The sequence below is a fragment of the Streptomyces sp. NPDC001941 genome (genome assembly GCF_040296945.1).
Taxonomy (GTDB): Bacteria; Actinomycetota; Actinomycetes; order Streptomycetales; family Streptomycetaceae; genus Streptomyces.
Window position 1 is genome coordinate 32562 of record NZ_JBEOYE010000045.1, and the last position, 21512, is coordinate 54073.

Here is a 21512-nt window from a genome sequence, read left to right on the forward strand (position 1 = left end):
TCGATCCTGGTGACGGGAGTACGGGGTGACCCGCGGGGCGGGGCCGCGCCACGGGGAACGTGCGGACACGGCCCCCGGTGCGGCCCCGCGGGGTGGGGCGGACGGCCGGGCGGGCGCGGCCCGGATCACGTCATGATCGACGCCCAGTACTTGTTGAGCTTCTTCTCCAGCATCAGCAGCGCCTGCACCACGATGAACCCCTCGTCGGTGGTGTCCGACGGCGCGTCGAACTGCCGGGAGAAGCCGCCGTCGCGGCTCTGGTGCCCGGCGATCCAGTCGATGCAGGCCGCCGCGTCGGCCGGCTCGGCGTCGAGCAGGTACAGCGCGGCGATCGCGTGGTAGCTGCCCACGAAGCTGACGGCGCGCCCGGCGCCGTACCGGAAGCCGCCCGAGGGGTCCTGGAGCCCGCGCAGGTACGCGACGGTGCGCTCGGCCTCCGGGGGCTGGAAGCCCAGCGGGATGAGGGTGTCGACGGCGCGGAAGGTGGAGAAGGACTCCGAGGGGCCGCCCGGCACGCTGGAGTAGCCGCCGTCCGGGTTGCGGCAGGCCAGGACGTAGGAGGCGGCGTGCTGGTGGGCCTCGGCGGGCTCGCCGAGCGCGTGCAGGGCCAGGACCGCCAGGTTGGTGTGCCAGGAGTCGGCCGGGTAGCCGGGGAAGTTGCCGAAGCCGCCGTGCGGGTGCTGGCAGCGGCGCAGGAAGGCGCGGCAGCGCTCCTGGTCGAAGTCCCAGCGCCGCAGGGCGTAGGCGACCAGGACGACGCAGTACGTGGTGAACAGCTCCGAGGGGACCCCGGGCGCCTCGCCGAAGCCGCCGTCGGCGTTCTGGGAGGCGAACAGGGCCGTGGTCAGCCGGTCCGCCTCCTCGTCGGAGAGCGGCAGGTCCAGCGCCATGCGGTCGGAGATGACGTGCACGGCGGAGAAGTTCTGCGGGGTGTTGTCCGCCCGGAAGGACAGCGGCGAGGTGTACGGCGTCAGCCCGTACGCGGGCCCCACCTTCGTGGAGTCCAGCCACCGCAGGTAGTCGTCCACCCGCATCCGGGGCGTCTCGATGGGGCCGGTCGCCACGTAGGACATGTCGGGGGTGTACGGGCGCCGCTCCAGCCGCTCCAGCCGCCCGGGGTCCCCGGGCACGGGCGGCGCGGTGTCCGCGCGCAGCCGTCCGGCCGGGTCGAAGTACTCCCACACCAGCTGGGTGGCGGCGAACTTGCTGCCGAAGAGCACGTACGCGGAGTTGCCGACGTTGAACCCGCCGGGCGTGCGCGGCGGCACCATCACGTGGCGGGCCAGCGGCACGGTCGGGTCGACGGGGGTGGAGAACCAGTTGCCCTGCCCCTGGAAGACGCCCGAGCCGTCGCTGTAGGTGGCGGCCTGCTCCAGGCAGGTGCGTATCAACTCGTCCGTGTGCTCGGGCAGTTCGGCGGACCAGGCGGTGGCCGCGCCGAACAGCAGGCCGTGGTCGCCCAGGTCCTTCTTCGGGAACGGCGAGGCCCCGCCCTTGAACAGGGCCAGTTCGGCGGCCACGCTGACCCGCCCGGAGTGGTCGCTGCGGTTCCAGAACCCACCGGAGAGCGGGTGCGGGTGGTGCGCGGCCAGGTAGCGCAGCGGTCCCGCGACGTAGGTGTCGTGGCCGAAGGCGTGCCCGGCGTCGTGCAGGCGGCGCAGCGCGAGCAGGGCGAGGGCGTTGCCCGCGAGGTGGTGGCCTTCGAGCAGGTCGGGCTCGCCGGTGGGCTCGGCCGCCTCCCAGAACACGCCCTTGTCGTGGTCGAAGAGGGCGAACAGCGCCTCGGTGAGGTCGGCCGTCACCGGGTGGACGGTCCCGGTGGCGTGCACGGCGATCAGCGCCAGCGCGAGGTCGCCGAGGCGCCGCTGGCGGTCGACCGGCCGGGTCAGGCCGGGAAGGAAGGTGGTGGCGAGCCGGGCTTCGCCCAGGCGCGTGAGCAGCAGCTCGAACTCCTCGCGCAGCTGCTCGGCGTCCTCCTTGTCGCCGAGCAGCTCGGCGCGCGAGATCGAGGCGAGGTAGGCCAGGGCCTGCGAGCCGGTCCTGCGGTGGCGGCCCGCCATGGACACCACGCCGTACTGCTCCAGGACCTCGTGGAAGCCGCCGGCCTCCGGGTCGCGGAAGCGGCTGGTGAAGCCGGGTCCGACGGGCGGCAGCGGGGCCCGCTGGGCGATGAGGTCGGCGAGCGCGGCGTCCGCGAGCAGGCTCTCCTGGGTGATGACGCGCTCGTCGTAGGAGAACACCGCCGAGGGCGGCTCGTCGCCCGCGACCAGGCGTGCGGCCAGGGTGGGGGAGGGGGTCACCGCTGCCACCAGCTCTCGTTCTGCGCGTACCACGTGATGGTCTCCTGGATCGTGGTGGTGAAGTCCCGGCGGGGCCGGTAGCCGAACTCGTCGCGGATGCGGGAGTCGTCGACGCAGTAGCGGGCGTCGTGGGCCTTGCGGTCGGCGACGAAGTCGACGCGGCCGTGGTCCAGGCCGAGTTCGTCGAGGATGAGGCGGGCCAGTTCGAGGTTGGTGAGCTGGCTGCCGCCGCCGATGTTGTAGACGGACTCCTTGGGCGTTCCGCCGAGGAGCGCGGCGACGGCGTCCCCGTGGTCGTCCACGTGGAGCCAGTCGCGGACGTTGGTGCCGGTGCCGTACATCGGGATGTTCCCGCCGCCCAGCAGGGTGGTGACGAAGTGCGGGATGGCCTTCTCGGGGTTCTGGTACGGCCCGTAGTTGTTGGAGCAGCGGGTGACGACCACCGGCAGCCCGTGGGTGCGGGCGAAGGCGAGTGCCACCAGGTCCGAGCCCGCCTTGGAGGCGGCGTACGGGGAGTTGGGCGCGAGCGGGGCGTCCTCGTCGGTGGCGCCGACCGGGATCGATCCGTACACCTCGTCGGTGGAGATGTGCACGAACCGGCCGACGCCCGCCGCGGCGGCGGCCTCCAGCATCGACTGGGTGCCCAGGGTGTTGCTGCGCATGAACGGCTGCCCGGAGGCGATGGAGCGGTCCACGTGCGACTCGGCGGCGAAGTGCACCACCGCGTCGAAGCCGTCCAGGTGCCCGGTCACGGCCTCGGTGTCGCAGATGTCGGTGCGGTGGAACTCGATGTCGTCCAGGACGCCGTCGAGGTTGCGCAGGGTGCCCGCGTAGGTGAGGTTGTCGATGACGGAGATCCGCTCCACGCCCAGTGAGGAGTGGCGCCCGGCCAGGAGCGCGCGGACGAAGTTCGACCCGATGAAACCGGCCCCGCCGGTCACCGCCAGTTTCATGCCGCGTTCCGTTCTGCGAGCTGTTCGAGGTAGTTGCCGTACTCGGAGGACTTGAACTGCAGCGTGGAGGCGCGCAGTTCGTCGGTGCCGATGAGCCCGGCGTCGAAGGCGATCTCCTCCGGGCAGGCGATCTTGCGGCCCTGGCGGGTCTCGATGGCGTGCACGTAGTTGCAGGCGTCGATGTAGGACTCGCTGGTCCCGGCGTCCAGCCAGGCGAACCCGCCGGCCAGCGGGATGACCCGGGCCCGGCCCAGGTCCACGAAGTGCCGGATGACGTCGGTGATCTCCAGCTCGCCGCGGGCCGAGGGGGACAGGCCCGCGGCCACGTCCAGGGCCTCGTTGCCGAAGACGTAGAAGCCGGTGATCGCCAGCCGGCTCGGCGGGTCGGCGGGCTTCTCGACCACGTCGACCACGGTGCCGTCCTGGTCCAGGCGGGCGACGCCGTAGCGCTCGGGGTCGGACACCTCGTAGCCGAACAGGGTGGCACCGTCGTTGTTCTTGAGCGCGTCGACCACGATCGAGCCGAACTCGTGGCCGTGGAAGATGTTGTCACCCAGGATCAGCGCCACGTCGTCGTCGCCGACGTGCTCGCGCCCCACGATCAGGGCGTCGGCCAGGCCGCGCGGGGTGGCCTGGGCCGCGTAGTCGATGCGGGCGCCGAAGCGGCTGCCGTCGCCGAGCAGGCGCTGGAACAGCGCGATGTCCTGGGGCCGGGCGATCACCAGGATGTCGGTGACGCCGCCCATGAGCAGCACCGACAGCGGGTAGTAGATCATGGGCTTGTCGTAGACGGGCAGCAGTTGCTTGGAGACGACGCTGGTCATCGGCGCGAGCCGGGTGCCGTTGCCGCCGGCGAGGATGATGCCTTTCACTTTCTCTCCTCCTGGGGTCCGGGTGCGCGGTCAGGCCGCGGTGGCGTCTTCGCGGTGGATGCGGGCGGTGGTGGCCGCCTGGGCGACGAGCTTGGCGGCGACCTCGGCGCCGTTGCCGTTCGGCGCGATGATCCGCGCCGCGCCCTCGGCGGTGCGGGCGAAGTCCTCGGGGGTGCGGAACGCGGTCCGCAGGATGTCCAGCAGGGCCTGGGCGTCCGGTTCGGTGACGGTGGTGTAGCCGAGCAGGCGCAGCCGGCTCATCGCCTCGATCTCGTGGTACTCGTCCCGGCCGCTGAGCACGTACGCCACGGGCGTGCGCATCACGGCCAGTTCGGTCACCGAGATCCAGCCGGGCGGGGAGAGCACCAGGTGCGCGTGGCGCACCAGGGAGTGCCAGTCGGTGACGTAGTTGAGCAGGACGACGCCGTCGATCTCCTCGGTGAACTCCTGGCGGCCGATCAGGACGAGCCGGGCGTCGGGGTGTTCGGCGCGCAGCTTGCCGAACGCCTCCAGGTAGTGGGCGAGCAGCCGCTCCTTGTTCGCGGCGAACATCGCGGTGCCGCCGACGCCGGCGAGGACGTACGGGGCTCCGCCCAGGCCGTAGCGCTCGTCGACCTCGGCGCGCGGGGCCGGTTCGGCGGCGCAGGCGTCGCGCACGATCGGGCCGACGAAGTGGCCGTTGCCCGCGGCGATGGCGCGCAGCACCGGGGTGCCCAGGTCGAGTTCCTCGACCGGGGGCTTGTCGGTGAGCACGGCGTGGGCGCGCCGGGTGACCCAGTCGAACAGGGTGGTGAGGGCGGAGCGGGCGGCGTCGACCTCGGCCGGGGTGACGTCGAAGCCGGCCGCGGCGAGGGCGTCGTTGGAGACCTGGCCGAGCGTGAAGTCGTACCGCTCGGTGATCAGGACGTGCGGGACGCCGGCGGTCTCGGCGGCCAGGCTGGCGGCGATGTTGTAGTCGCTGACCACGACGTCGGGGCGGGTCTCGTTGATCAGGGCGAGGGCGCGGAGCATCTTGTCGCCGCTGATGAAGGTGCGGTCCAGGTAGCCGCTGACGTAGGTGTGCCAGTCGAAACTGCGGCCCAGCTGCGAGGTGTTGGCGTGGTCCCGCTCGGTGGCGGCCAGGTGCACCCGGACGTCCTGGGCCTCGAACATCGGCCGGAAGACCTCGCTCTTGGAGGCGAGGTGGACGTGCTGCTCGGCGTGCGGGAACAGTTCGCGCAGCTTGGTGGCGACCGCGAGGACGCGCATGTTGTGGCCCGTGCCGGTTTCAGCGGGCAGGTGGAGGACCTTCATCCGAAGACGCCTTTCGAGTGCTCGCCGGGGGCGACGTCGCGGGTGACCACGGCGCCGGGGGCGATGGTGGCGCCGGCGCCGATCCGCAGCGGTCCGACGAGGGTGGCGCCGGCGCCGATGGAGGCTCCGGCGGCGATGTGCACGGGGGCGGCCGTCCAGGGCCGGCCCGCGGTGCGGTGGTCGTGGGTGGAGGTGGTGACGGTGACCCACTCGGCGAGGGTCACGTCCGGGCCGATGGTGAGCCCGCCGCCGCCCTCGGCGACCAGGTGGTCGCCCAGCCGGGTGCGGTCCCCGACGCTCACGCCGCCCTGGGGGCTGGGCCCGTCGGGGCGCCCGATGACGACGGCGGCGCGTCCCACGGACACGTCCTGGCCCAGGTCGGCCGCGCAGTCGAAGAAGGCCTCCGGGTCGGCCGGCCGGTCGGGTGCGAGACGGGTGGTGTCGCGCTCCTGCCGCTTGCGGACGAGTGCGAGTACGCCCTCGATGCCGTCGCCCTGGTCGAAGCGGGTGGTGACGGTGGCGCGGGCTGTGGCGGGACGACCGTAGCTGATGGTGTGCGCGGGGACGTCCTCGTGGACGTCCGACCCCGCGCCGACGATGGCGTGTTCACCGATGCGAACACCCGGGTGGATGCGCGCACCGGCTCCGATCCAGGCGCCGTCGCCGACCGTGACCCGTCGTGCCGCGGTCCCCAAGAGCTGTGCCCGGGCGGCGATTTGCGCCCCGGACCCCACGTCCGCGTACCGCAGGACGACGTGGAAACCGGTGAACGTCCGGCTGCCGACGGTCGATCGATCGACGATCGTGCCATGTCGGAGCCATGACGAACCCTGGAAGAGATCCCCCATGAAGCCTTCCCCTCAAGGCTGAAGCGTTTACTCGCTTGATGGCTAGTATGCTGACACTCCAGTGGGCCGCAAGCGCTTTGTGGTCCAGGTCACTCACCGCCGAGCGGCCCTTAACGCCCCTGTAACAGGCCTGTTCCATGGCCCAGTTGGCGTTCCCGCCCGTGAAGTCCACGGTTTACGAACTCTTTTGACGGGCGCTCTTCCTTCCGCCCGGGACCTTCTGCTTCGATGTTCGACGAACACCGAAATAGCGAGCGGGGCGACCCGCGCGCACCGGCCCGCTCAGGAGCCCACGATGACCAGTCCGTCCTGCCGCCCCCACGGGCGGACCCCGCACCGGGAGGCGGTGCCCGCATGAGCTCCGCCACCACCCCGCGCGCCACCCCGGCCGCCACCGACGCCCCGACCGGCCCCTCCGGGACCGTCGTGTCGCTGCTGTCCTTCGCCACCATGTTCGTCATCGGCACCGACACCTTCCTGGTCGCGCCGCTGCTGCCCACCCTGAGCCACACCTTCGACGTCCAACCCGACGTCTCCGGCTGGATGGTCAGCGCCTACGCCCTCGGCTACGCGCTGTTCGCGCTGATCGCCGGGCCGCTCTCCGACGGCCGTGACCGCCGCACCGTGCTGCTCACCGGCCTGGTCGGCTTCACCGTCACCACCGCCCTGTGCGGCTTCGCCCAGGGCTTCTGGACGATGATCCTGTTCCGCTTCCTCGCGGGCGTCAGCGCCGCCTTCGTCTCCCCGCAGATCTGGGCGTCCATCCCCGTCCTGGTGCCGCCCCAGCGCATCGTGCGCACCATGGGCTTCGCCACCGCCGGACTGTCCATCGCCCAGTTCCTCGGCATCCCGCTGGGCAGCTGGCTCGCCTCGTCCTCCTGGCACCTGCCCTTCTGGGCGATCGGCGCCACCTCCGTCGTGCTGTGGGTGGTGCTCCTGAAGGCCTTCCCCTCGGTGCCCGCCGCGCCTTCCGCCGGCGGCGCGCTGCGCACGTACGCCACCGTCTTCGGCGCCGGCCGGCTGCGCTGGTACCTGCTCGCCTACCTGGTCTTCCAGACCGGCAACTTCGAGGCCATCTCCTTCTTCGGCTCCTGGTTCTCCGAGGACTTCGGCCTCGGCGTCGGCTCCGTGGGCACCGCGATGATGGCCGTCGGCGCGGGCAACGTCATCGGCTCCCTCTTCGGCAGCCGGCTGGTCCAGCGCCTGGGCCTGCACCGCTCCCTGCTCTTCGGGCTGCTCGGCATGACCGTCCTGTACTGCGCCGTGCCGTTCGCCCCCAACCTCGCCACCGCCCTGGTACTCCTCGCGCTGGTCATGATGGTCGGCGGCTTCCTCTTCCCGGTGCTCATGGCGACCCTCCAGCAGCAGACCACCACCGCCCGCGGCACGGTCTCCTCCCTGTCCAACGCGGCCATGTACGTCGGCACCACCATCGGCGGCGCCGTCGGCGGCGTGATGCTCACCCGCTTCGGCGGCTTCCACGGCGTGGCGGCCTTCACCGTCATCGCCTTCCTCGCCGCCGTCGGCCTGTACGCGGCGGCCGGAGCCTTCCGGCGGGAGGAGAGCGCCGCATGAGCACCGCCGTACTCTTCGACCGGTACGGAGACCCCGGCGAGCTGTACGTCACCGACGTGCCCGTGCCCCGGCCCGCGCCCGGCGAGGTGGTCGTCCGCTACACCGCGATCGGCGTCAACCCCATCGACTGGAAGGTCCTGCGCGGCGACGCCCGGGCCCTGCTCCCGCTGGCCCTGCCCGGCGCCTGCCTGGGCGTCGAGGCCGCCGGGGTCGTCGTCGAAGTCGGCGAAGGAGTACGGAGGTTCGAGGTCGGCGACGCCGTCATCCGGCACGGCCGTCCCGGCACCTTCCGCGTCCACGAGGCCGTCGCCGCCTCCCAGGAGGCCGACGAACTCACCGCCCAGCCCGGCAGGTTCTCCGCCGAGCAGGCCGCCGTCCTCCCGGTCGCCGCGGGCACCGCCTACTCGGCACTGCGGCAGACCGGGCTGCGCGCGGGCGAACTCCTGCTGGTGCACGGCGCGTCCGGCGGCGTCGGCCTCGCCGCGGTCCAGCTCGCCCGGCTGATGGGCGCCGAGGTCGTCGGCACCGCCTCGGCGCGCCACCACGACCTGCTGCGCTCCCTGGGGGCGACGCCGGTGGAGTACGGCGACGGGCTGCTCGACGCGCTCGACCGGTGGTCCTTCGACGCCACCGTCGACTGCGCGGGCGGCCCCCAGCCCACCGAGGCCGCACTGCGCGCCGTGGACCGCGCCGAGCGCCGGGTCACCATCGTGCCCGACGCCGCCGCCCAGGGGCGCGGCGTGCCGTTCCTCGACCACGTGCCGCTGGAACTGGCCGCCACCCTCGACCTGATCGGCCACCGGCCCTTCGCGCTGCCCGTGTCCGCGCGCTTCCCGCTGTCCCGGGCGGCCGAGGCCCTCGCCCTCGGACTCAAGGGCGGCACCGGCGGGAAGATCGTCCTGATTCCGGGGGAGTGACCCCGCATTCCAGGGGGAGTGACCCGCATGGCAGGGGAGTGACCCCGTGCCCTCCCCGGGCACGGGCTCCTATAATCGTCGAACATCGAACAACTCGGCGGGGCACCGGCCCCGCCGGTGCGGCAAGGAGGCGGCGGATGCGTGCGGAGCTCTACCACCCCGACCGCGAGGAGATCTCCCTCGACAAGGTCCTGCACGCGCTCAGCGACCCCATCCGCAGGGACATCGCGCGCGTCATGCACCTGGAGGGCTCGCGGGTCTGCGGGCAACTGGACTACCCGATCGCCAAGTCCACCCTCTCCCACCACCTCAAGGTGCTGCGGGAGTCCGGCGTGATGCACACCGAGATCCGGGGCACGGCCCGGGTCGTCACCCTGCGCCGCGACGACATCGAGTCACTCTTCCCCGGCCTCCTCGACGCGGTCCGGGTGACCGCCCCGGAGCGCCGGACCGCCGCGGTCTGACACCGGCGGCGCGCCCGCCGGTACCCCCGTGCCCCGGTGCGGCCCCCACACGCGTGGGGGCCGCACCGCTTTCGTACGTACGACTCCTGCCGTACCGCTGTCGTACGTACGACGCCTCCCGTACCGCTGTCGTACGTACGGAGCCGCTCCCGCCCGCGCGAGCCGTCCGCGCCGGGGCCAACTCCCCCCGCGGCGTGCGGGTATCCCGCGCAGTGACGCGATGACGACGCTCGGTTTGACCTGACACCGGTGTCACTTCCTAGCGTCTGACCCACACCACACCACACCACGCCACACCACGCCCGCCCGCCACGGCGGGCGCACCCGCCGCCCCACCGGAGGACCGATGACACCCGCGCCCACCGTCCCCACCCGCCGCCTCCCCGCACTCGACCTGGACCTGCCCGTCCTGGGCCTCGGCACCTGGCGCACCTTCGACCAGCCCGACCTGGCGCGCCTCGGCGGTGTCCTCGACGCCTGCCGCGAGACCGGCGTCCGCCTCGTCGACACCGCACCCGTCTACGCGAGGTCCGAGGCCCACCTCGCCCGGCTGCTGCACGGCGACGACGACTTCTTCGTCGCCACCAAGCTCTGGGACACCGACCCCGAGGAGGTCGAGGCCGTCTTCCGGGCGCAGTTGAGCGCCTACGGCCGCACCTCGGTCGACCTGCTCCAGGTGCACAACCTCAACGGCTGGCGCGCCAACCTCGACTGGCTGGCGCGCCAGAAGGAGGCGGGGCGGGTCCGCTTCACCGGCGTCACCTACCAGTTCGACAACGCCTTCGGCCTCGGCGGCACCCGCGCGGACCTCAACCGGGTCGTGTCGCAGGGGCTGGCCGACTTCGTCCAGGTCAACCTGAACGCGGCCGAGCCCGACCTCGCCGAGGACGTCCTGCCCGCCGCAGCCGAGGCCGGGGTGGGCGTGCTGGTGATGCGGCCGTTCGGCGAGGGCGGCCTGCTCGCCTCGCCCCCGCCCGCCGGCCTCCTGGCCGAACTGGGCTGCGCCACCTGGAGCGAGGCCCTGCTGCGGTGGGTGCTGGCCCGCCCCGAGGTGACCACGGTGCTGACGGCCACCGGCAGCGCGGACCACCTGCGCGCGAACGCGGCCGCCGTGCTGCGCGGCCCGCTCGGCCCCGACGAGGCCGCCGCCGTGGCGCGGTACGCCCGGGGAGCGGAGCGCAGCGGTGCCGTCGGACGGCGGTAGCCCCCCGGCGGGTGCGTCAGTATACTGGCGCCCATCGCCATTCGAACGCCCGGCCGAGGTCGAGCCGCCCGAGTGGCAGCGACCAGGGGGGCAGAACTTCACACGGGTATCTCTCGGCAAACGGAGCGGCGGGATGGAACAGCAGGGCGGCGGGTTCGGTGGCGGCGAGACGTTCGCGGACCGCCTCAACTACCTTCTCTCGGTGGCGGGGACCGGCGACGCGGAGCACGGCGGACGCTGGCGCAACTTCAGTACCGGCGAGGTCGCCGACATCATCACCCGCTCCACCGACGAGTACCCCGTCAAGCTGTCCCGCAGCTACCTCGGCATGCTGAGGACCGGCCGCTACACCAACCCCTCCATCACCGTCGTGCTCGCGCTCGTGCGCTTCTTCAACGACCACCTGCCCCAAGGGCACCCGGAGATCAGCGTCGACTGGCTCGCCTCCGGCGAGTCGCGTGCCCGCCGCGAGGAGCCCGCCGACCAGCTCTCCCCGCTCGCCGACCAGCAGGTGCGGCACATCGCCATGCGGGCCGGGAAGATGACGCCCGAGCTCCGCAACCAACTGATCGCGATCCTCGACATGATGGACGGAAAGACGTGACGTCCGCTCGTTTCACGAACATCCACTCCTGCCGCAAGTACGTCAGATCGCTGCGGCTCGACCCGTACGCGTCCGCCTACGAACTGTGCGACCAGATGAGCTCCCTGCGCGACCGGCCGATCCGCGTCGTCGAGGCGCCGCTGCCCATCCCCGGACCCATGGGGGTGTGGATCGCGCGCGCCCGCGACGACGTGGTGGTCGTACAGGAACTCGCCACCGGCACCCACCGCGACCACATCGTGCTGCACGAGCTCGCCCACATCCTGTGCGGCCACGAGGGCGAGCAACTGCCGGACTACCAGCCCGAGATACCCGCCCTGGAGACGGCCCGGGGCGGGCCCGTCGGCCGGCTGCGCTCGGCGTACGACTCCGTGTGCGAGCGCGAGGCCGAGCTACTCGCCGCCGCCTTCGCCGAGCAGCTGCTCGACGACCTCGATGAAGAGGGCGAGGGCTCCTCCGACGTCCACAAGTACTTCGCCGGGAGCTGACGCGTGACGATGCGGTTCCAGTACCTTCTGTCCGGCTTCCTGTGCGTGGCCCTCCTGGTCAAGGCGGCCGAGCTGAGACTGAGACCGCCGCGCGACCAGCCCACCACCATGCTGATGGTCGCGCTCACCAGCTTCACCGTCGCCGCGCTCTCCAGCATCCCCGCCGTGCGCGACGCCGTCCCCTTCGAGGACGTGCCCGGCGTCGCCTCCATCACCATGGACACCGGCGTCTCCGTCAGCCTGGCCCTGCTCGCCACCTACCTGTGGCGCCCGCTCGGCCGCGGCGACGACCGCCCCTGGTGGCGCGGCACCCTCTTCCTGACCGCCTGCGTCGTCAGCGCCGTCCTCGCCGTCCTGATGGCCACCACGCCCGCCGGCCGCCGCGCCAACCCGCTGCAGAACGAGTACGCCGCCGACTGGCGCATCGTCGGCGTCTACGTCATCGGCAACCTCTTCTTCCTGTACTGCTCCGGCGCCGCCGCCGTCGCCTGCGTACGCATCCGCCGCATCGTGCGCGGCCACGTCGCCGTCGCGGTCGGCGTCGGCGCCGTCGGCATGACCGCCTACGCGATCACCTGCGTCAACCGCCTCGCCCTGGTGGGCGTACAGCTCGTCCAGGACGGCTGGTTCGCCTGGTACAGCATCCTCAACTTCGTCTTCACCGAAGCGGCCGTCCTCGCCAGCGTCCTCGGCCTCTACTTCGCCGCCCTCTGGCGCGCGGCCCTCCTGGTGCGGCGCGGCTTCGACGACTGGCGCACCCTGCGCCGCCTCAAGCCCGTCTGGAAGCGCCTCACCACGATGTACCCGCACGTCGTCCTGCCGCCTGAGCGCGGGGTGCGCGGCGTGTGGGACCGCGTCGACCTGTCCTACCGGCGCTACCGCCGCGAGATCGAGTGCCAGGACGCCCTGCTGCTCCTGTCGGGCGAGGCCTCGCCCGAGGAGACGCGCCTGCTGCACTCGCTCTCCTCGGCGTACCGCACCTCGGTGTGAGGGCGCGCGGCCGCGGTCCGGCCCCGACCCGCCCTCCGCAGAAAGGAAACGCCATGCAGATCGGGGAACTCTCCGAACGCTCCGGCGCCAGCGCCCGCTCCATCCGCTACTACGAGAAGGTCGGGCTGCTCACCTCCGGCCGGGCGGGGAACGGCTACCGCGAGTTCGACCCCAGCGCGCTGGAACAGATCGCCAAGATCAAGCTCCTGCTCCAGGTCGGCCTCGACATCGCCGCCATCGCCGAGGTCCTGCCCTGCGTGGAGTCCCCGTCGGGCCCCACCTGCGCGCACGCGCGTCAGCGCTTCGACGAGCAGATCGGCCGCATCGAGCGCCAGCAGGAACTGCTCGCCCAGGCCAAGCGGCTGCTGCACGAACTGCGTACCGAGGGCGCCACGGAGAGCGCACCCCCCGAGGCCCCCATCCGCACGGTGACGTCGAACGTCCTCACCAGCCTGCACGCGGTCTGATCCCACGGTCCGAGCGGACGCGAAAGGAGGGCGGGAGGAAGAGGGTTGACCTTGACCTTGGGTCAGGCCGGAGACTCATCTCAACGCCGCGGGAAACGCGCAGGCGGGGGCCGGGAAAGGCGCTCGCGGACCGCGCTTCCGCACCGCGGCGGGGACATCCCTTCACACCTGAGGAATGACTGACGATGAGCGAGAACGCCCTCACCACCCCCTCCACCCGCACCTCCGCACCGACCGACCGCGCCGAAGTCCGCCAGGCCCTCCAGGCGTTCATCGACAAGGGCTTCGCGGGCATGCAGATACGGATCCGCGACCACCGGGGCGACTGGACCGCCAGTGCCGGGGTGCGCGAACTGGGCCTCCAGGAGCCGCCGTCGACCGACGGACTCTTCCGGATCGGCAGCGCGACCAAGACCTTCGTCTCCGCCGTCGTCCTGCAACTGGTCGACGAGGGCCTGATCGGACTCGACGAGCCGATCGCGGGGCACCTCACCCGGTTCGACCTGGACCCCCGCATCACCGTACGCATGCTGCTCCAGCACACCAGCGGGGTCTTCAACTTCACCGGCGAGTACTACCCCGACGGCACCGTCGTGGAAGGCATCCCCTGGCAGGGACCGGAGTGGGTGGCGGAGCGCTTCCACTCCTACCGCCCCGAGGAACTGGTCGAGTTCGCGCTGTCCAAGCCCGCGCGCTTCGAGCCGGGCACGGACTGGAGCTACGCCAACACCAACTACGTCCTGGCCTCGCTGCTGATCCACCAACTCACCGGCCGGCCGTACGGCGAGGAGCTGGACCGCCGCGTCATGCAGCCGCTCGGCCTGACCGACACCCGGGTCCCCGGGAGCGACCCCGAGATCCACGGTCCGCACGCCCACGGCTACCACCGCTACCAGGACGGCGACGAGTGGAAGGTGCTCGACGTCAGCCGCCAGGACCCGTCCTGGGTCGGCGCGGGCGGCGAGATGGTCTCCAGCACCAAGGACCTCGCGGCCTTCATCTCCGCGCTGATGTCCGGCAAGCTGGTGCCCGACCACCTGCTGGCCGAGATGCGCGCACCGTACCCGACCGCCCCGGTCCCCTACGGCCTCGGCCTGTTCGAGCAGGACCTCGGCGACGGGCGCGGCACCGTGTACCACCACAACGGCAGCGTCAACGGCTACGCGACCCTGATGTACGCCACCCCCGACGGCGGCTCCACGCTGACCGGCTCGCTGACCACCGGGGACGCGGACATCAACGCCGCGGCGGAGTTCCCGCCGCTGCTCGACGACCTGCTCAAGGCCGTCTTCCCGGGCGAGCGGGAAGCGCGCGGATGACGCCCGTACGGTCCGGGCACGGGGTCCCGCACCCCCTCGGGACCCGCGCCCTGGCCCGCGTACCCTCGCCCGCTACGCTCGACGCACCGGGACGAGCGGGCGGGGGACGGATGACGGGCAACAGCGCGGACGGGGTCACCATCAGCCAGGCGGCGGCGTTCGCCGGGGTGACCGTGAAGACCGTACGGGTCTACCACCGGCACGGCCTGGTCGCCGAACCCCGCCGGGACGGCTCCGGCTACCGCCGCTACGGCTCGGCCGAGCTGCTGCGCCTCGTCCAGGTCCGTACCCTGGCGGCCTCCGGGGTGCCGCTGGCGGAGGTGGGGGCCCTCCTCGACTCGGACGCGGACGACTTCACCGCGGGGGTCGCGGACGTCGAAGCCCAACTCACCGCGAAAATAGCCGACCTGACGGCCCGTCGGAACAGCCTGCGACAACTGGCCGACGCCGACCGGCTACTGCTGCCGGAACGCGCCAGGGCCATCCTGGACCGCCTGGCCGGCCTGGGCTTCGCACCCGACTACGTCGCGGCCCAGCGCGAGGTCCTCATCCTGTCCAGGGCCCTGGCGCCCGAGGTGTACGAGACGTTCCTGACCGGCCTCGAACACCGCCTGGACGACCCGGAGTACGTCGACCTCCAGAAGCGCGGCTGGGAGGCGGAGTCCTGGCCGCCCGACGACCCCCGCCTCGAAGACCTGGCCAAGGCCCTCGCCGACAACCTCCTGGCCCACCCCGAACTCCTCGCCCTGCCCGCCGACTTCCAGCCGTCCGCCGACGCCTCGGCCCGCTACGACATGATCAGCTCGCACCGCGAGGAGGAGCTGAAGAACTCGGCCCGCCTGACGGCGATGGTGGAGGCGAGACTACGGGCGGCGGGGGTCGCGATCCCGGTCCGGTAGGGGTCCAGTAGCGGTCCGGCGGCCCCGGCAGCCTCGCGCACACACGGGCTGCGCGTCCTCCGCGTTGGCCGAGGGAGGGTGCATCCGGGTCCGTTCCGGACTGGTGAGGGCCATGTATGAGTCAGTTTCGGCCGCACCACCAGCCTCGTAAGCAGGATGCGCCTACTGTGACGCGCGAGCTACGAGTTGCGCGTGTCGACGGCACCACCACGGGGGGACCACATGGCATCGACGCCTTCACCGCCGACCCCGCCACGGGGACCGGAACCGCCGGATCCCGGAGCGCCGGTCCCGCGACCCTCGCGGACACCACCCGCAACGCCCCCGGAGCCGACCGCACCCGCGCCCGCACCGACGGGGGACTCACCTGACCGAGCCCCAGGGGGGAGCGCGGATCCGGCCTCCCCCGATCCGCGTACCCCCGATCGCGTGGGCGGCGGTGGAGACGGAGACGGGTCGGCGGGACGCGGTCGATGGTGGGACTTGACGCTGAAGGGCTTCGCCGTGATCGGTGCCCTTGGGGTGGTCGTGTCCTCGATCGTTGCCATCTGGGGCCTTCCGGCCGCCATACAGAGCGCGAACGTCGCCCAGCAGGCGGAGGACCGTGAACGCAAGAAGGACAAGGAGGAGGAAGAAGAGGAGCGACGTCACTTCGTCGGCCCCGCGATCAGCATCACGGCCGATGAACCCAACCTCCTCTACGGAGGCGGCTTCGCGTTCGTCCGACGCACCACAGAGGCGACCGGTCTGCCGTCCGCCGGATTCATGACGTCGGAATACGTCGACTGGTTCACCGAGAACAAGGGCGTCCCCATCGGGGAGAGGACGGTACGGGTGACCGTCTTCCCCATTCACGAGGGCACTGTGGTGATCCAGAACATGCGCGTCACCAAGCGTTCCTGCCATCCCTCCCGGCATACCGGCACCCTGGTCGTGCCGCCAGCTTTCGGGGACAGCGGGGGCGAGTCGCTTCCTACGACCGTCGCCTTCGACCTGACGGAACCGGTGCCCAGGCCGTGGAAGCTGGCGGGCACCACCGCCGACCCCCGGACCGGCGAGCCGGCCCACTACCTCTCCGGCAACGCCTTCGCGAAGACGGTCTACCTCGACGGCGGCGAGAACTTCGACGCCCGCGCCTTCGACCTCACGTTCCTCACCGGCAGCCAGGACTGCGTGTTCGGGGTCGACGTGAACGTCACGACCCGCGGACGGGGGAGCGAGTGGTACCCCGTGACCTTTCCCGGCTACGCCAAGTTGTTCGAGGTCGCGGGCAACGCGGGCCGTTACGGCACCTCGGTGGTGAGCACGAGCATGGAGGGCCGCCCTCAGCTGGGCGGCCCGCGCTCCTTCCGGCCGAGGCTGTCCTGGACGAAGGGCTCGTTCTGACAGCCGCTCCCTGACGGCTCAGTCGATTCCGCGCGCGGCGTGGTGGTCCGGCCGCCCAGCGGACGGCCGCGCCCCCGAAACCCGTCGTTCACCGGGGATTGGCCGTCGCGTGGCCCCGACGCCGGGTCCGCACCATGTACGGAGTGGAGCATCCTCACGCCATCCACCGAGAACAAGGAGCTCCCGTGCTCATCCGCACGAGTCGAACCCGGCGGTCCCAGCGGTCCCTGCGCCTGGTCGCGCTGTCCGCCTGCACCGTGGCCGCCGTCGCCGCCGGCAGTGCGACGGCCGGCGCCGCCACCGGTGCCGCCGCCACCGGCACCAGCGGGAGCACCGCCGCCGCCGACTCCAGCCCGTACCCGCTGCTGTGCCGCGCCCAGCACCTGGTCCAGTGGCTGTCGTACCTGTGCGCGCAGCCGGGCGACCTGCTCGACGTGCGCATCGGCGACGTCCACGCCACCCAGCCCTCGCTCGGCTACGACGAGGTCTACTACAAGCTCGGCCGCTACACGCTGGGCAAGGACAAGATCAACAAGAAGTTCGACGACTGGTGCGAGGCGAACGGCCAGGTCGAGGCCGCGTCCGCGCGCCCCGACGCCCGTCTGGACGACCCCGAGTCGTTCACCTGCAAGGTCCCGGTCGGCTCGGAGACGGCCGAGAGCATCGCGCCGATGAAGACCGTGGTGATCGGCCCCGGCGGCGTCCCGTACCTGACCGACGGCCACCACACCCTCACGTCCTTCTACGAGACCCGCGACGGCGGCGCCAACCTGCACGTGCGCCTGCGCGTCCTGGGCAACCTCTCCAAGCTGTCGCCCTCGGCCTTCTGGAAGCAGATGCAGGCCAACAAGTGGGTGTGGACGCGCGACCCCAAGGGCAAGCCCGTATCGGTGTGGAGCCTGCCCGGCGGCGTCGGCCTGAAGCGGTTCCAGAACGACCCGTACCGCAGCGCCCTGTACTTCACCCGGGACATCGGCTACACGGCGGGGACCATCCCCTTCCAGGAGTTCTACTGGGGCAACTGGGTGCGCGGGACGCAGCCGGACGCCCTCGGCGGCGACCTCACGACGCTGCCGGGCTACCTGGCCGCCGTCGACAAGATCTCGCACGCGCAGACCGCGCTGCCCGCCGACTCGGTGGTGACGGACGGCTTCACGGCCGGCCAGCTGGGCGCGCTGAAGGCGTGGAACGACGGAAAGGCCGCGGAGAAGGGCGAGTTCGCCAAGCTGTCGAAGCCGTACGCGGACGAGAAGCCGGGCAAGATCGCGTACATGCTGGAGTACAAGAAGGCGCACGGCATCAAGGGCTGAACGCCCCACCCATGCGGGGCGGTTCGCGGCGGACCCACCCCGTCGCGAACCACCCGCCACACGCCCTCAACCACCCGCCACACGCCCTCAACCCGGCGCCCCGGCCTCCCGGTCCGCCGCCTCGACCTGGGCGTGGAAGCGTACGTGGACCCAGTGGCGCTCACCGAGGAGCTCCACCCGCGCCCAGCGCCCGGCCACCGGGCCAAGACGGGTGGCGCGGGGGAGCACGGCCAGCAGACGCCGGGGCCTGGAGCCGCCGGACCACTTGGCGCTGTCCAGTACGTACAGGGCGTCGCGCGTGACGGCGACGCACCGGTACGCGTTGCGGAACATCGTCAGGCCGGTCAGATAGGTGATGACGAAGAAGGCGAAGTTCGGCGCGCTCTGGCAGAGGAACACCTGCCGGATCTCGCTTCCCGCGGGCAGGAACGGCGCCGCGCGCCGCACCAGGTCCTCCCGGGGCGCAGCGCCCTCGCTCCCGCCGTCTCCCGCTGTGGGCGTCATGGGGGAGGGGTTCCCCGTCACCGCCCGCCGAACGCCTGCCTCCGCCACCCGTGCTGTCAGGCGCGCGGGCGCCCCGCCGTTACGATTCCGGGCATGACCCACGAGCCGGAGCGCCCCGCTCCCTACCGGGAGCCCCGGCAGGCGCGCAGCGCCGCGACCCTCGCGCGCGTGCTCCGGGCCGCCGAGGAGATCGCCACCTCCACCGGCCTCGACGCGATGACGATGACCGGTGTCGCCGCACGCGCGGGCGTCGCCGTCGGCACCCTCTACCGCCGCTTCGACGACAAGGACCAGCTGGTCACCGCCCTGACCGAGCGGATGCTGGAACAGCGCGAGGAGTACGTCGCCGAGCGGCTCGCCGCGGCCGGGCCCTCGCTCTCCGGCGTCCTCGACGCCTTCGCCCACGCCCTGCTGCGGTCCTTCGCCGACCACCGCGCCCTCTTCCCCGAACTGCTGCGCGCTCGCGGGACCGGCACCCTGGACCGGGGCGCCCGCACCATCACCGAGCTCCACCGCCTGGTCCTCGCCGCGGCGGCCCCCCACCTCCACGAGGTGCGCCGCCCCGACCCGGAAGCGGCCCTGGACACGGCGGCCCGCGCCGTCCTGGGCGCCTGCTTCCACAACTCCGTACGCCCCGACCCGGTGGAGGGCGACGCGGAGGTACGCCGCTACGCGGACGAACTCGCCGACATGGCGATGGCCTACCTCACCACCCCGGGGCGCCGCGACTCCGAGCGGGCCTGAGGCCGCTGGCGCGACTCCGCGCGGGCCTGAGCCCGTACCAGCGCGTCTGCTGACCCCGCCGGGGTCAGTGCCTCAGACCGCCGCCGCCCGCGCCCGCTCCACCGCCAGCTCCGCGCTCTCCAGCAGCATCCCGAGCGCTGTCGGGTACGCGCTGTCGTTCATCCGGGCGACCAGCAGCGGGGCCGTGGCCGCGATGTGCGGGTGGGTGTCGGCGGGCAGGCGGGCGTAGGTGGCGCGCCAGACCTCCGCGTCCGCCGTGCGGGCCGCCTCCGGCATGGCCAGGCTCGCCGCGTCCAGGGCCGCGAAGGCCAGCGCCTGGTCGACGAACGCCTGGTAGATCCGTACGACCTCGGGGTCGGGCAGGCCGGTCGAGCGCAGGATGCCGAGGATCTTCTCGTCGCCCGCGATCTCGTTGGAGCGGCCGCTGACGCGGTTGGCGGTGAGGACCGCGGCCTCGGGGTGGGCGAGGTAGGCGGTGTAGATCCGCCGGCCCACCTCGCGCAGGTCGGCCAGCCAGTCGCCGCCCGGCCGCCAGGCCCGCAGCGCACGGCCGATCAGCTCGTCGGAGATGGCCAGGGTGAGGTCGTCGATGCCCCGGAAGTAGCGGTACAACGTGCTCGGGTCCGCGCCGAGCGCGGTGCCCAGGCGCCGTACGGTCAGGCCCTCGCGGCCGTGCTCGTGCAGCATCCGCAGCGCCGTCTCCACGATCAGCCCGTGCGTGACGACCACGCCCGTCTTCGTCGGCCGCCTGCGCCGCCTGTCCTCGTCGGGGACCACCTTCTTCGCCACCGGAACCAGCCCCTCCACGGTGTCTGCCTGCACTCATGCTACGCCAGCGGCGTTGGCACACCTTATGCCAACGCAATTGACGTTGTCCGGGAGGTGGACCTTTCATGAAGCGACCCGAGGACCTTGGTCCTCCGACGAAAGGGCACTTCTGCCATGCGCGTACTGCTTGTTGGTGCGGGTGGTGTGGGCACCGCGATCACGAAGATCGCCGCTCGCCGCTCCTTCTTCGACCACATGGTCGTCGCCGACTACGACCTCTCCCGCGCCGAGGCCGCCGTGGCCGCGCTCGGCACCGACGAGACGCGGTTCAGCGCCGCCCGCGTCGACGCCTCCGACCAGACCGCCGTCACCGCGCTGATCGCCGAGCACCGCTGCGACGTACTGCTCAACGCCACGGACCCGCGCTTCGTGCTGCCCCTGTTCGAAGCGGCCCTTGCCGCCGGGGCGAACTACCTCGACATGGCCATGTCGCTGTCCTACCCGCACCCCGACCGCCCCTACGAGGAGTGCGGCGTCAAGCTCGGCGACGGACAGTTCGAGCGGGCCGACGAGTGGGAGAAGGCCGGCCTCCTCGCCCTCGTCGGCGTCGGCGTCGAGCCGGGCCTCTCGGACGTCTTCGCCCGCTACGCCGCCGACGAGCTCTTCGACGAGATCGAGGAGATCGGCGTCCGCGACGGCGCCAACCTCACCGTCGACGGCTACGACTTCGCCCCCTCCTTCTCGATCTGGACCACCATCGAGGAGTGCCTCAACCCGCCGGTGATCTGGGAGAAGGACCGCGGCTGGTTCACCACCGCGCCGTTCAGCGAGCCCGAGGTCTTCGACTTCCCCGAGGGCATCGGCCCGGTCGAGTGCGTCAACGTGGAGCACGAGGAGGTCCTGCTCATCCCGCGCTGGGTCGGCGCGCAGCGCGTCACCTTCAAGTACGGCCTGGGCGACGAGTTCATCGAGACCCTCAAGACCCTCCACAAGCTCGGCCTCGACCGCACCGCGAAGGTCACCGTCGGCGGCGCCGAGGTCTCCCCGCGCGACGTCGTCGCCGCCTGCCTGCCCGACCCGGCCACGCTCGGCGAGCGCATGCACGGCAAGACCTGCGCCGGCACCTGGGTCAAGGGCACCAAGGACGGCGCCCCGCGCGAGGTGTACCTCTACCACGTCGTCGACAACCAGTGGTCGATGCGCGAGTACGGCTCCCAGGCCGTCGTCTGGCAGACCGCCATCAACCCCGTCGTCGCCCTGGAACTGGTCGCCAACGGCACCTGGAGCGGCACCGGCGTCCTCGGCGCCGAGGCCCTGGCCCCGCGCCCGTTCCTGGACCTGCTCGTCGAGTACGGCTCGCCCTGGGGCCTGCGCGAGCAGTAGCGGAACCCGCCGGTCCCGTGCGACGCGCGCACGGGACCGGGGCCGCCCCGATTCACCGCGCACGTACGAGCGCCCGCACCGCACACGTACCAGCGCCGCACCCCGCACGTACCACCCGCGCACCCCCGCACGCATCCGCCCCCACACCCATCCCGAGGCAACCCACCGAGGCAGCCCCCCGAGGCGAGGAGATACATTGACCGACCTGATCGCGGGGACCGACC

General features: G+C 72.2%; 22 protein-coding genes. 15 read left to right on the forward strand and 7 right to left on the reverse strand.

Translation table 11 applies throughout. The features are described from left to right. Positions 1-125: 125 nt before the first annotated feature. The 5 genes from ABT160_RS27165 to ABT160_RS27185 are packed head-to-tail and all read right to left on the reverse strand — an operon-like array spanning position 126 to position 6266. Complete coding sequence (locus tag ABT160_RS27165; protein ID WP_351650438.1) at positions 126-2309, reverse strand: prenyltransferase/squalene oxidase repeat-containing protein; 2184 nt, start codon at positions 2307-2309, stop codon at positions 126-128. After that, positions 2297-3253 carry a dTDP-glucose 4,6-dehydratase gene (gene rfbB / locus ABT160_RS27170; RefSeq protein WP_351650439.1) on the reverse strand — a complete coding sequence of 319 codons (957 nt, stop codon included), beginning with the start codon at positions 3251-3253 and terminating at the stop codon, positions 2297-2299. Before rfbB ends, ABT160_RS27165 begins: the two co-directional genes overlap by 13 nt. Further along, positions 3250-4125, reverse strand: a complete 876-nt coding sequence (gene rfbA / locus ABT160_RS27175; RefSeq protein ID WP_351650440.1) for a glucose-1-phosphate thymidylyltransferase RfbA — start codon at positions 4123-4125, stop codon at positions 3250-3252. Before rfbA ends, rfbB begins: the two co-directional genes overlap by 4 nt. A gap of 30 nt (positions 4126-4155) precedes the next feature. Next, on the reverse strand, positions 4156-5418 hold the full coding sequence (locus ABT160_RS27180; protein ID WP_351650441.1) for a glycosyltransferase family protein: 1263 nt from the start codon (positions 5416-5418) through the stop codon (positions 4156-4158). After that, positions 5415-6266 (reverse strand): acyltransferase, encoded by an 852-nt coding sequence (locus ABT160_RS27185; RefSeq protein WP_351650443.1) that lies wholly within the window; start codon positions 6264-6266, stop codon positions 5415-5417. Before ABT160_RS27185 ends, ABT160_RS27180 begins: the two co-directional genes overlap by 4 nt. Positions 6267-6620: 354 nt before the next feature. Between ABT160_RS27185 and ABT160_RS27190 the strand changes: the two genes are divergently transcribed. From ABT160_RS27190 to ABT160_RS27250, 13 genes are all read left to right on the forward strand, one after another. Next, positions 6621-7841, forward strand: a complete 1221-nt coding sequence (locus tag ABT160_RS27190) for an MFS transporter (RefSeq protein ID WP_351650444.1) — start codon at positions 6621-6623, stop codon at positions 7839-7841. Continuing rightward, positions 7838-8758 (forward strand): NADP-dependent oxidoreductase, encoded by a 921-nt coding sequence (locus ABT160_RS27195; RefSeq protein ID WP_351650445.1) that lies wholly within the window; start codon positions 7838-7840, stop codon positions 8756-8758. The genes ABT160_RS27190 and ABT160_RS27195 overlap by 4 nt, the downstream gene beginning before the upstream one ends. A gap of 137 nt (positions 8759-8895) precedes the next feature. After that, positions 8896-9222, forward strand: a complete 327-nt coding sequence (locus ABT160_RS27200; RefSeq protein ID WP_351650446.1) for an ArsR/SmtB family transcription factor — start codon at positions 8896-8898, stop codon at positions 9220-9222. Between the two features lie 346 nt (positions 9223-9568). Further along, positions 9569-10426: an aldo/keto reductase gene (locus ABT160_RS27205; protein ID WP_351650448.1), complete on the forward strand. Its 858-nt coding sequence runs from the start codon at positions 9569-9571 to the stop codon at positions 10424-10426. Positions 10427-10559: 133 nt separating this feature from the next. Then, positions 10560-11030: a hypothetical protein gene (locus tag ABT160_RS27210; RefSeq protein WP_351650449.1), complete on the forward strand. Its 471-nt coding sequence runs from the start codon at positions 10560-10562 to the stop codon at positions 11028-11030. Continuing rightward, the gene (locus tag ABT160_RS27215) at positions 11027-11518 is read left to right on the forward strand and encodes a hypothetical protein (RefSeq protein ID WP_351650450.1); all 492 of its coding nucleotides are present in this window, start codon (positions 11027-11029) and stop codon (positions 11516-11518) included. The genes ABT160_RS27210 and ABT160_RS27215 overlap by 4 nt, the downstream gene beginning before the upstream one ends. A 9-nt stretch (positions 11519-11527) precedes the next feature. Beyond that, on the forward strand, positions 11528-12508 hold the full coding sequence (locus tag ABT160_RS27220; protein WP_351650476.1) for an MAB_1171c family putative transporter: 981 nt from the start codon (positions 11528-11530) through the stop codon (positions 12506-12508). A 53-nt stretch (positions 12509-12561) separates the two neighbouring features. After that, positions 12562-12975, forward strand: a complete 414-nt coding sequence (locus tag ABT160_RS27225) for a MerR family transcriptional regulator (RefSeq protein WP_351650451.1) — start codon at positions 12562-12564, stop codon at positions 12973-12975. Positions 12976-13160: 185 nt separating this feature from the next. Beyond that, a complete protein-coding gene (locus ABT160_RS27230) occupies positions 13161-14294 on the forward strand; it encodes a serine hydrolase domain-containing protein (protein ID WP_351650452.1) in 1134 nt (377 codons plus the stop codon). 110 nt (positions 14295-14404) lie between these two features. Continuing rightward, positions 14405-15193, forward strand: coding sequence for a MerR family transcriptional regulator (locus ABT160_RS27235; RefSeq protein WP_351650453.1), 789 nt, complete (start codon positions 14405-14407; stop codon positions 15191-15193). Between the two features lie 167 nt (positions 15194-15360). Then, positions 15361-15564, forward strand: a complete 204-nt coding sequence (locus ABT160_RS27240) for a hypothetical protein (protein ID WP_351650454.1) — start codon at positions 15361-15363, stop codon at positions 15562-15564. Positions 15565-15697: 133 nt separating this feature from the next. Then, positions 15698-16579, forward strand: coding sequence for a hypothetical protein (locus tag ABT160_RS27245; protein ID WP_351650455.1), 882 nt, complete (start codon positions 15698-15700; stop codon positions 16577-16579). Positions 16580-16764: 185 nt separating this feature from the next. Continuing rightward, entirely contained in the window at positions 16765-17889 is a 1125-nt protein-coding gene (locus ABT160_RS27250) for a ParB/Srx family N-terminal domain-containing protein (protein WP_351650456.1), read from the forward strand. 87 nt (positions 17890-17976) lie between these two features. Here ABT160_RS27250 and ABT160_RS27255 read toward each other — a convergent pair whose 3' ends face one another. Next, positions 17977-18393, reverse strand: coding sequence for a hypothetical protein (locus ABT160_RS27255; RefSeq protein WP_351650457.1), 417 nt, complete (start codon positions 18391-18393; stop codon positions 17977-17979). Positions 18394-18486: 93 nt separating this feature from the next. Here ABT160_RS27255 and ABT160_RS27260 point away from each other — a divergent pair, with 93 nt between their 5' ends. Further along, entirely contained in the window at positions 18487-19137 is a 651-nt protein-coding gene (locus tag ABT160_RS27260) for a TetR/AcrR family transcriptional regulator (protein WP_351650458.1), read from the forward strand. A gap of 72 nt (positions 19138-19209) precedes the next feature. Here the strand turns inward: ABT160_RS27260 and ABT160_RS27265 are convergent, their stop codons facing one another. Beyond that, the gene (locus ABT160_RS27265; protein WP_351650477.1) at positions 19210-19926 is read right to left on the reverse strand and encodes a TetR/AcrR family transcriptional regulator; all 717 of its coding nucleotides are present in this window, start codon (positions 19924-19926) and stop codon (positions 19210-19212) included. Between the two features lie 153 nt (positions 19927-20079). Between ABT160_RS27265 and ABT160_RS27270 the strand changes: the two genes are divergently transcribed. Further along, complete coding sequence (locus ABT160_RS27270; protein WP_351650459.1) at positions 20080-21288, forward strand: saccharopine dehydrogenase family protein; 1209 nt, start codon at positions 20080-20082, stop codon at positions 21286-21288. Positions 21289-21512 lie beyond the last annotated feature (224 nt).

Bases quoted from the DNA above. Each gene is read 5' to 3' on its own strand.
- rfbB (WP_351650439.1), bottom strand. From the start codon at position 3,253: ATGAAACTGGCGGTGACCGGCGGGGCCGGTTTCATCGGGTCGAACTTC.
- ABT160_RS27180 (WP_351650441.1), bottom strand. From the start codon at position 5,418: ATGAAGGTCCTCCACCTGCCCGCTGAAACCGGCACGGGCCACAACATG.
- ABT160_RS27185 (WP_351650443.1), bottom strand. From the start codon at position 6,266: ATGGGGGATCTCTTCCAGGGTTCGTCATGGCTCCGACATGGCACGATC.
- ABT160_RS27190 (WP_351650444.1), top strand. From the start codon at position 6,621: ATGAGCTCCGCCACCACCCCGCGCGCCACCCCGGCCGCCACCGACGCC.
- ABT160_RS27195 (WP_351650445.1), top strand. From the start codon at position 7,838: ATGAGCACCGCCGTACTCTTCGACCGGTACGGAGACCCCGGCGAGCTG.
- ABT160_RS27200 (WP_351650446.1), top strand. From the start codon at position 8,896: ATGCGTGCGGAGCTCTACCACCCCGACCGCGAGGAGATCTCCCTCGAC.
- ABT160_RS27205 (WP_351650448.1), top strand. From the start codon at position 9,569: ATGACACCCGCGCCCACCGTCCCCACCCGCCGCCTCCCCGCACTCGAC.
- ABT160_RS27210 (WP_351650449.1), top strand. From the start codon at position 10,560: ATGGAACAGCAGGGCGGCGGGTTCGGTGGCGGCGAGACGTTCGCGGAC.
- ABT160_RS27220 (WP_351650476.1), top strand. From the start codon at position 11,528: ATGCGGTTCCAGTACCTTCTGTCCGGCTTCCTGTGCGTGGCCCTCCTG.
- ABT160_RS27225 (WP_351650451.1), top strand. From the start codon at position 12,562: ATGCAGATCGGGGAACTCTCCGAACGCTCCGGCGCCAGCGCCCGCTCC.
- ABT160_RS27230 (WP_351650452.1), top strand. From the start codon at position 13,161: ATGAGCGAGAACGCCCTCACCACCCCCTCCACCCGCACCTCCGCACCG.
- ABT160_RS27235 (WP_351650453.1), top strand. From the start codon at position 14,405: ATGACGGGCAACAGCGCGGACGGGGTCACCATCAGCCAGGCGGCGGCG.
- ABT160_RS27255 (WP_351650457.1), bottom strand. From the start codon at position 18,393: ATGACGCCCACAGCGGGAGACGGCGGGAGCGAGGGCGCTGCGCCCCGG.
- ABT160_RS27260 (WP_351650458.1), top strand. From the start codon at position 18,487: ATGACCCACGAGCCGGAGCGCCCCGCTCCCTACCGGGAGCCCCGGCAG.
- ABT160_RS27270 (WP_351650459.1), top strand. From the start codon at position 20,080: ATGCGCGTACTGCTTGTTGGTGCGGGTGGTGTGGGCACCGCGATCACG.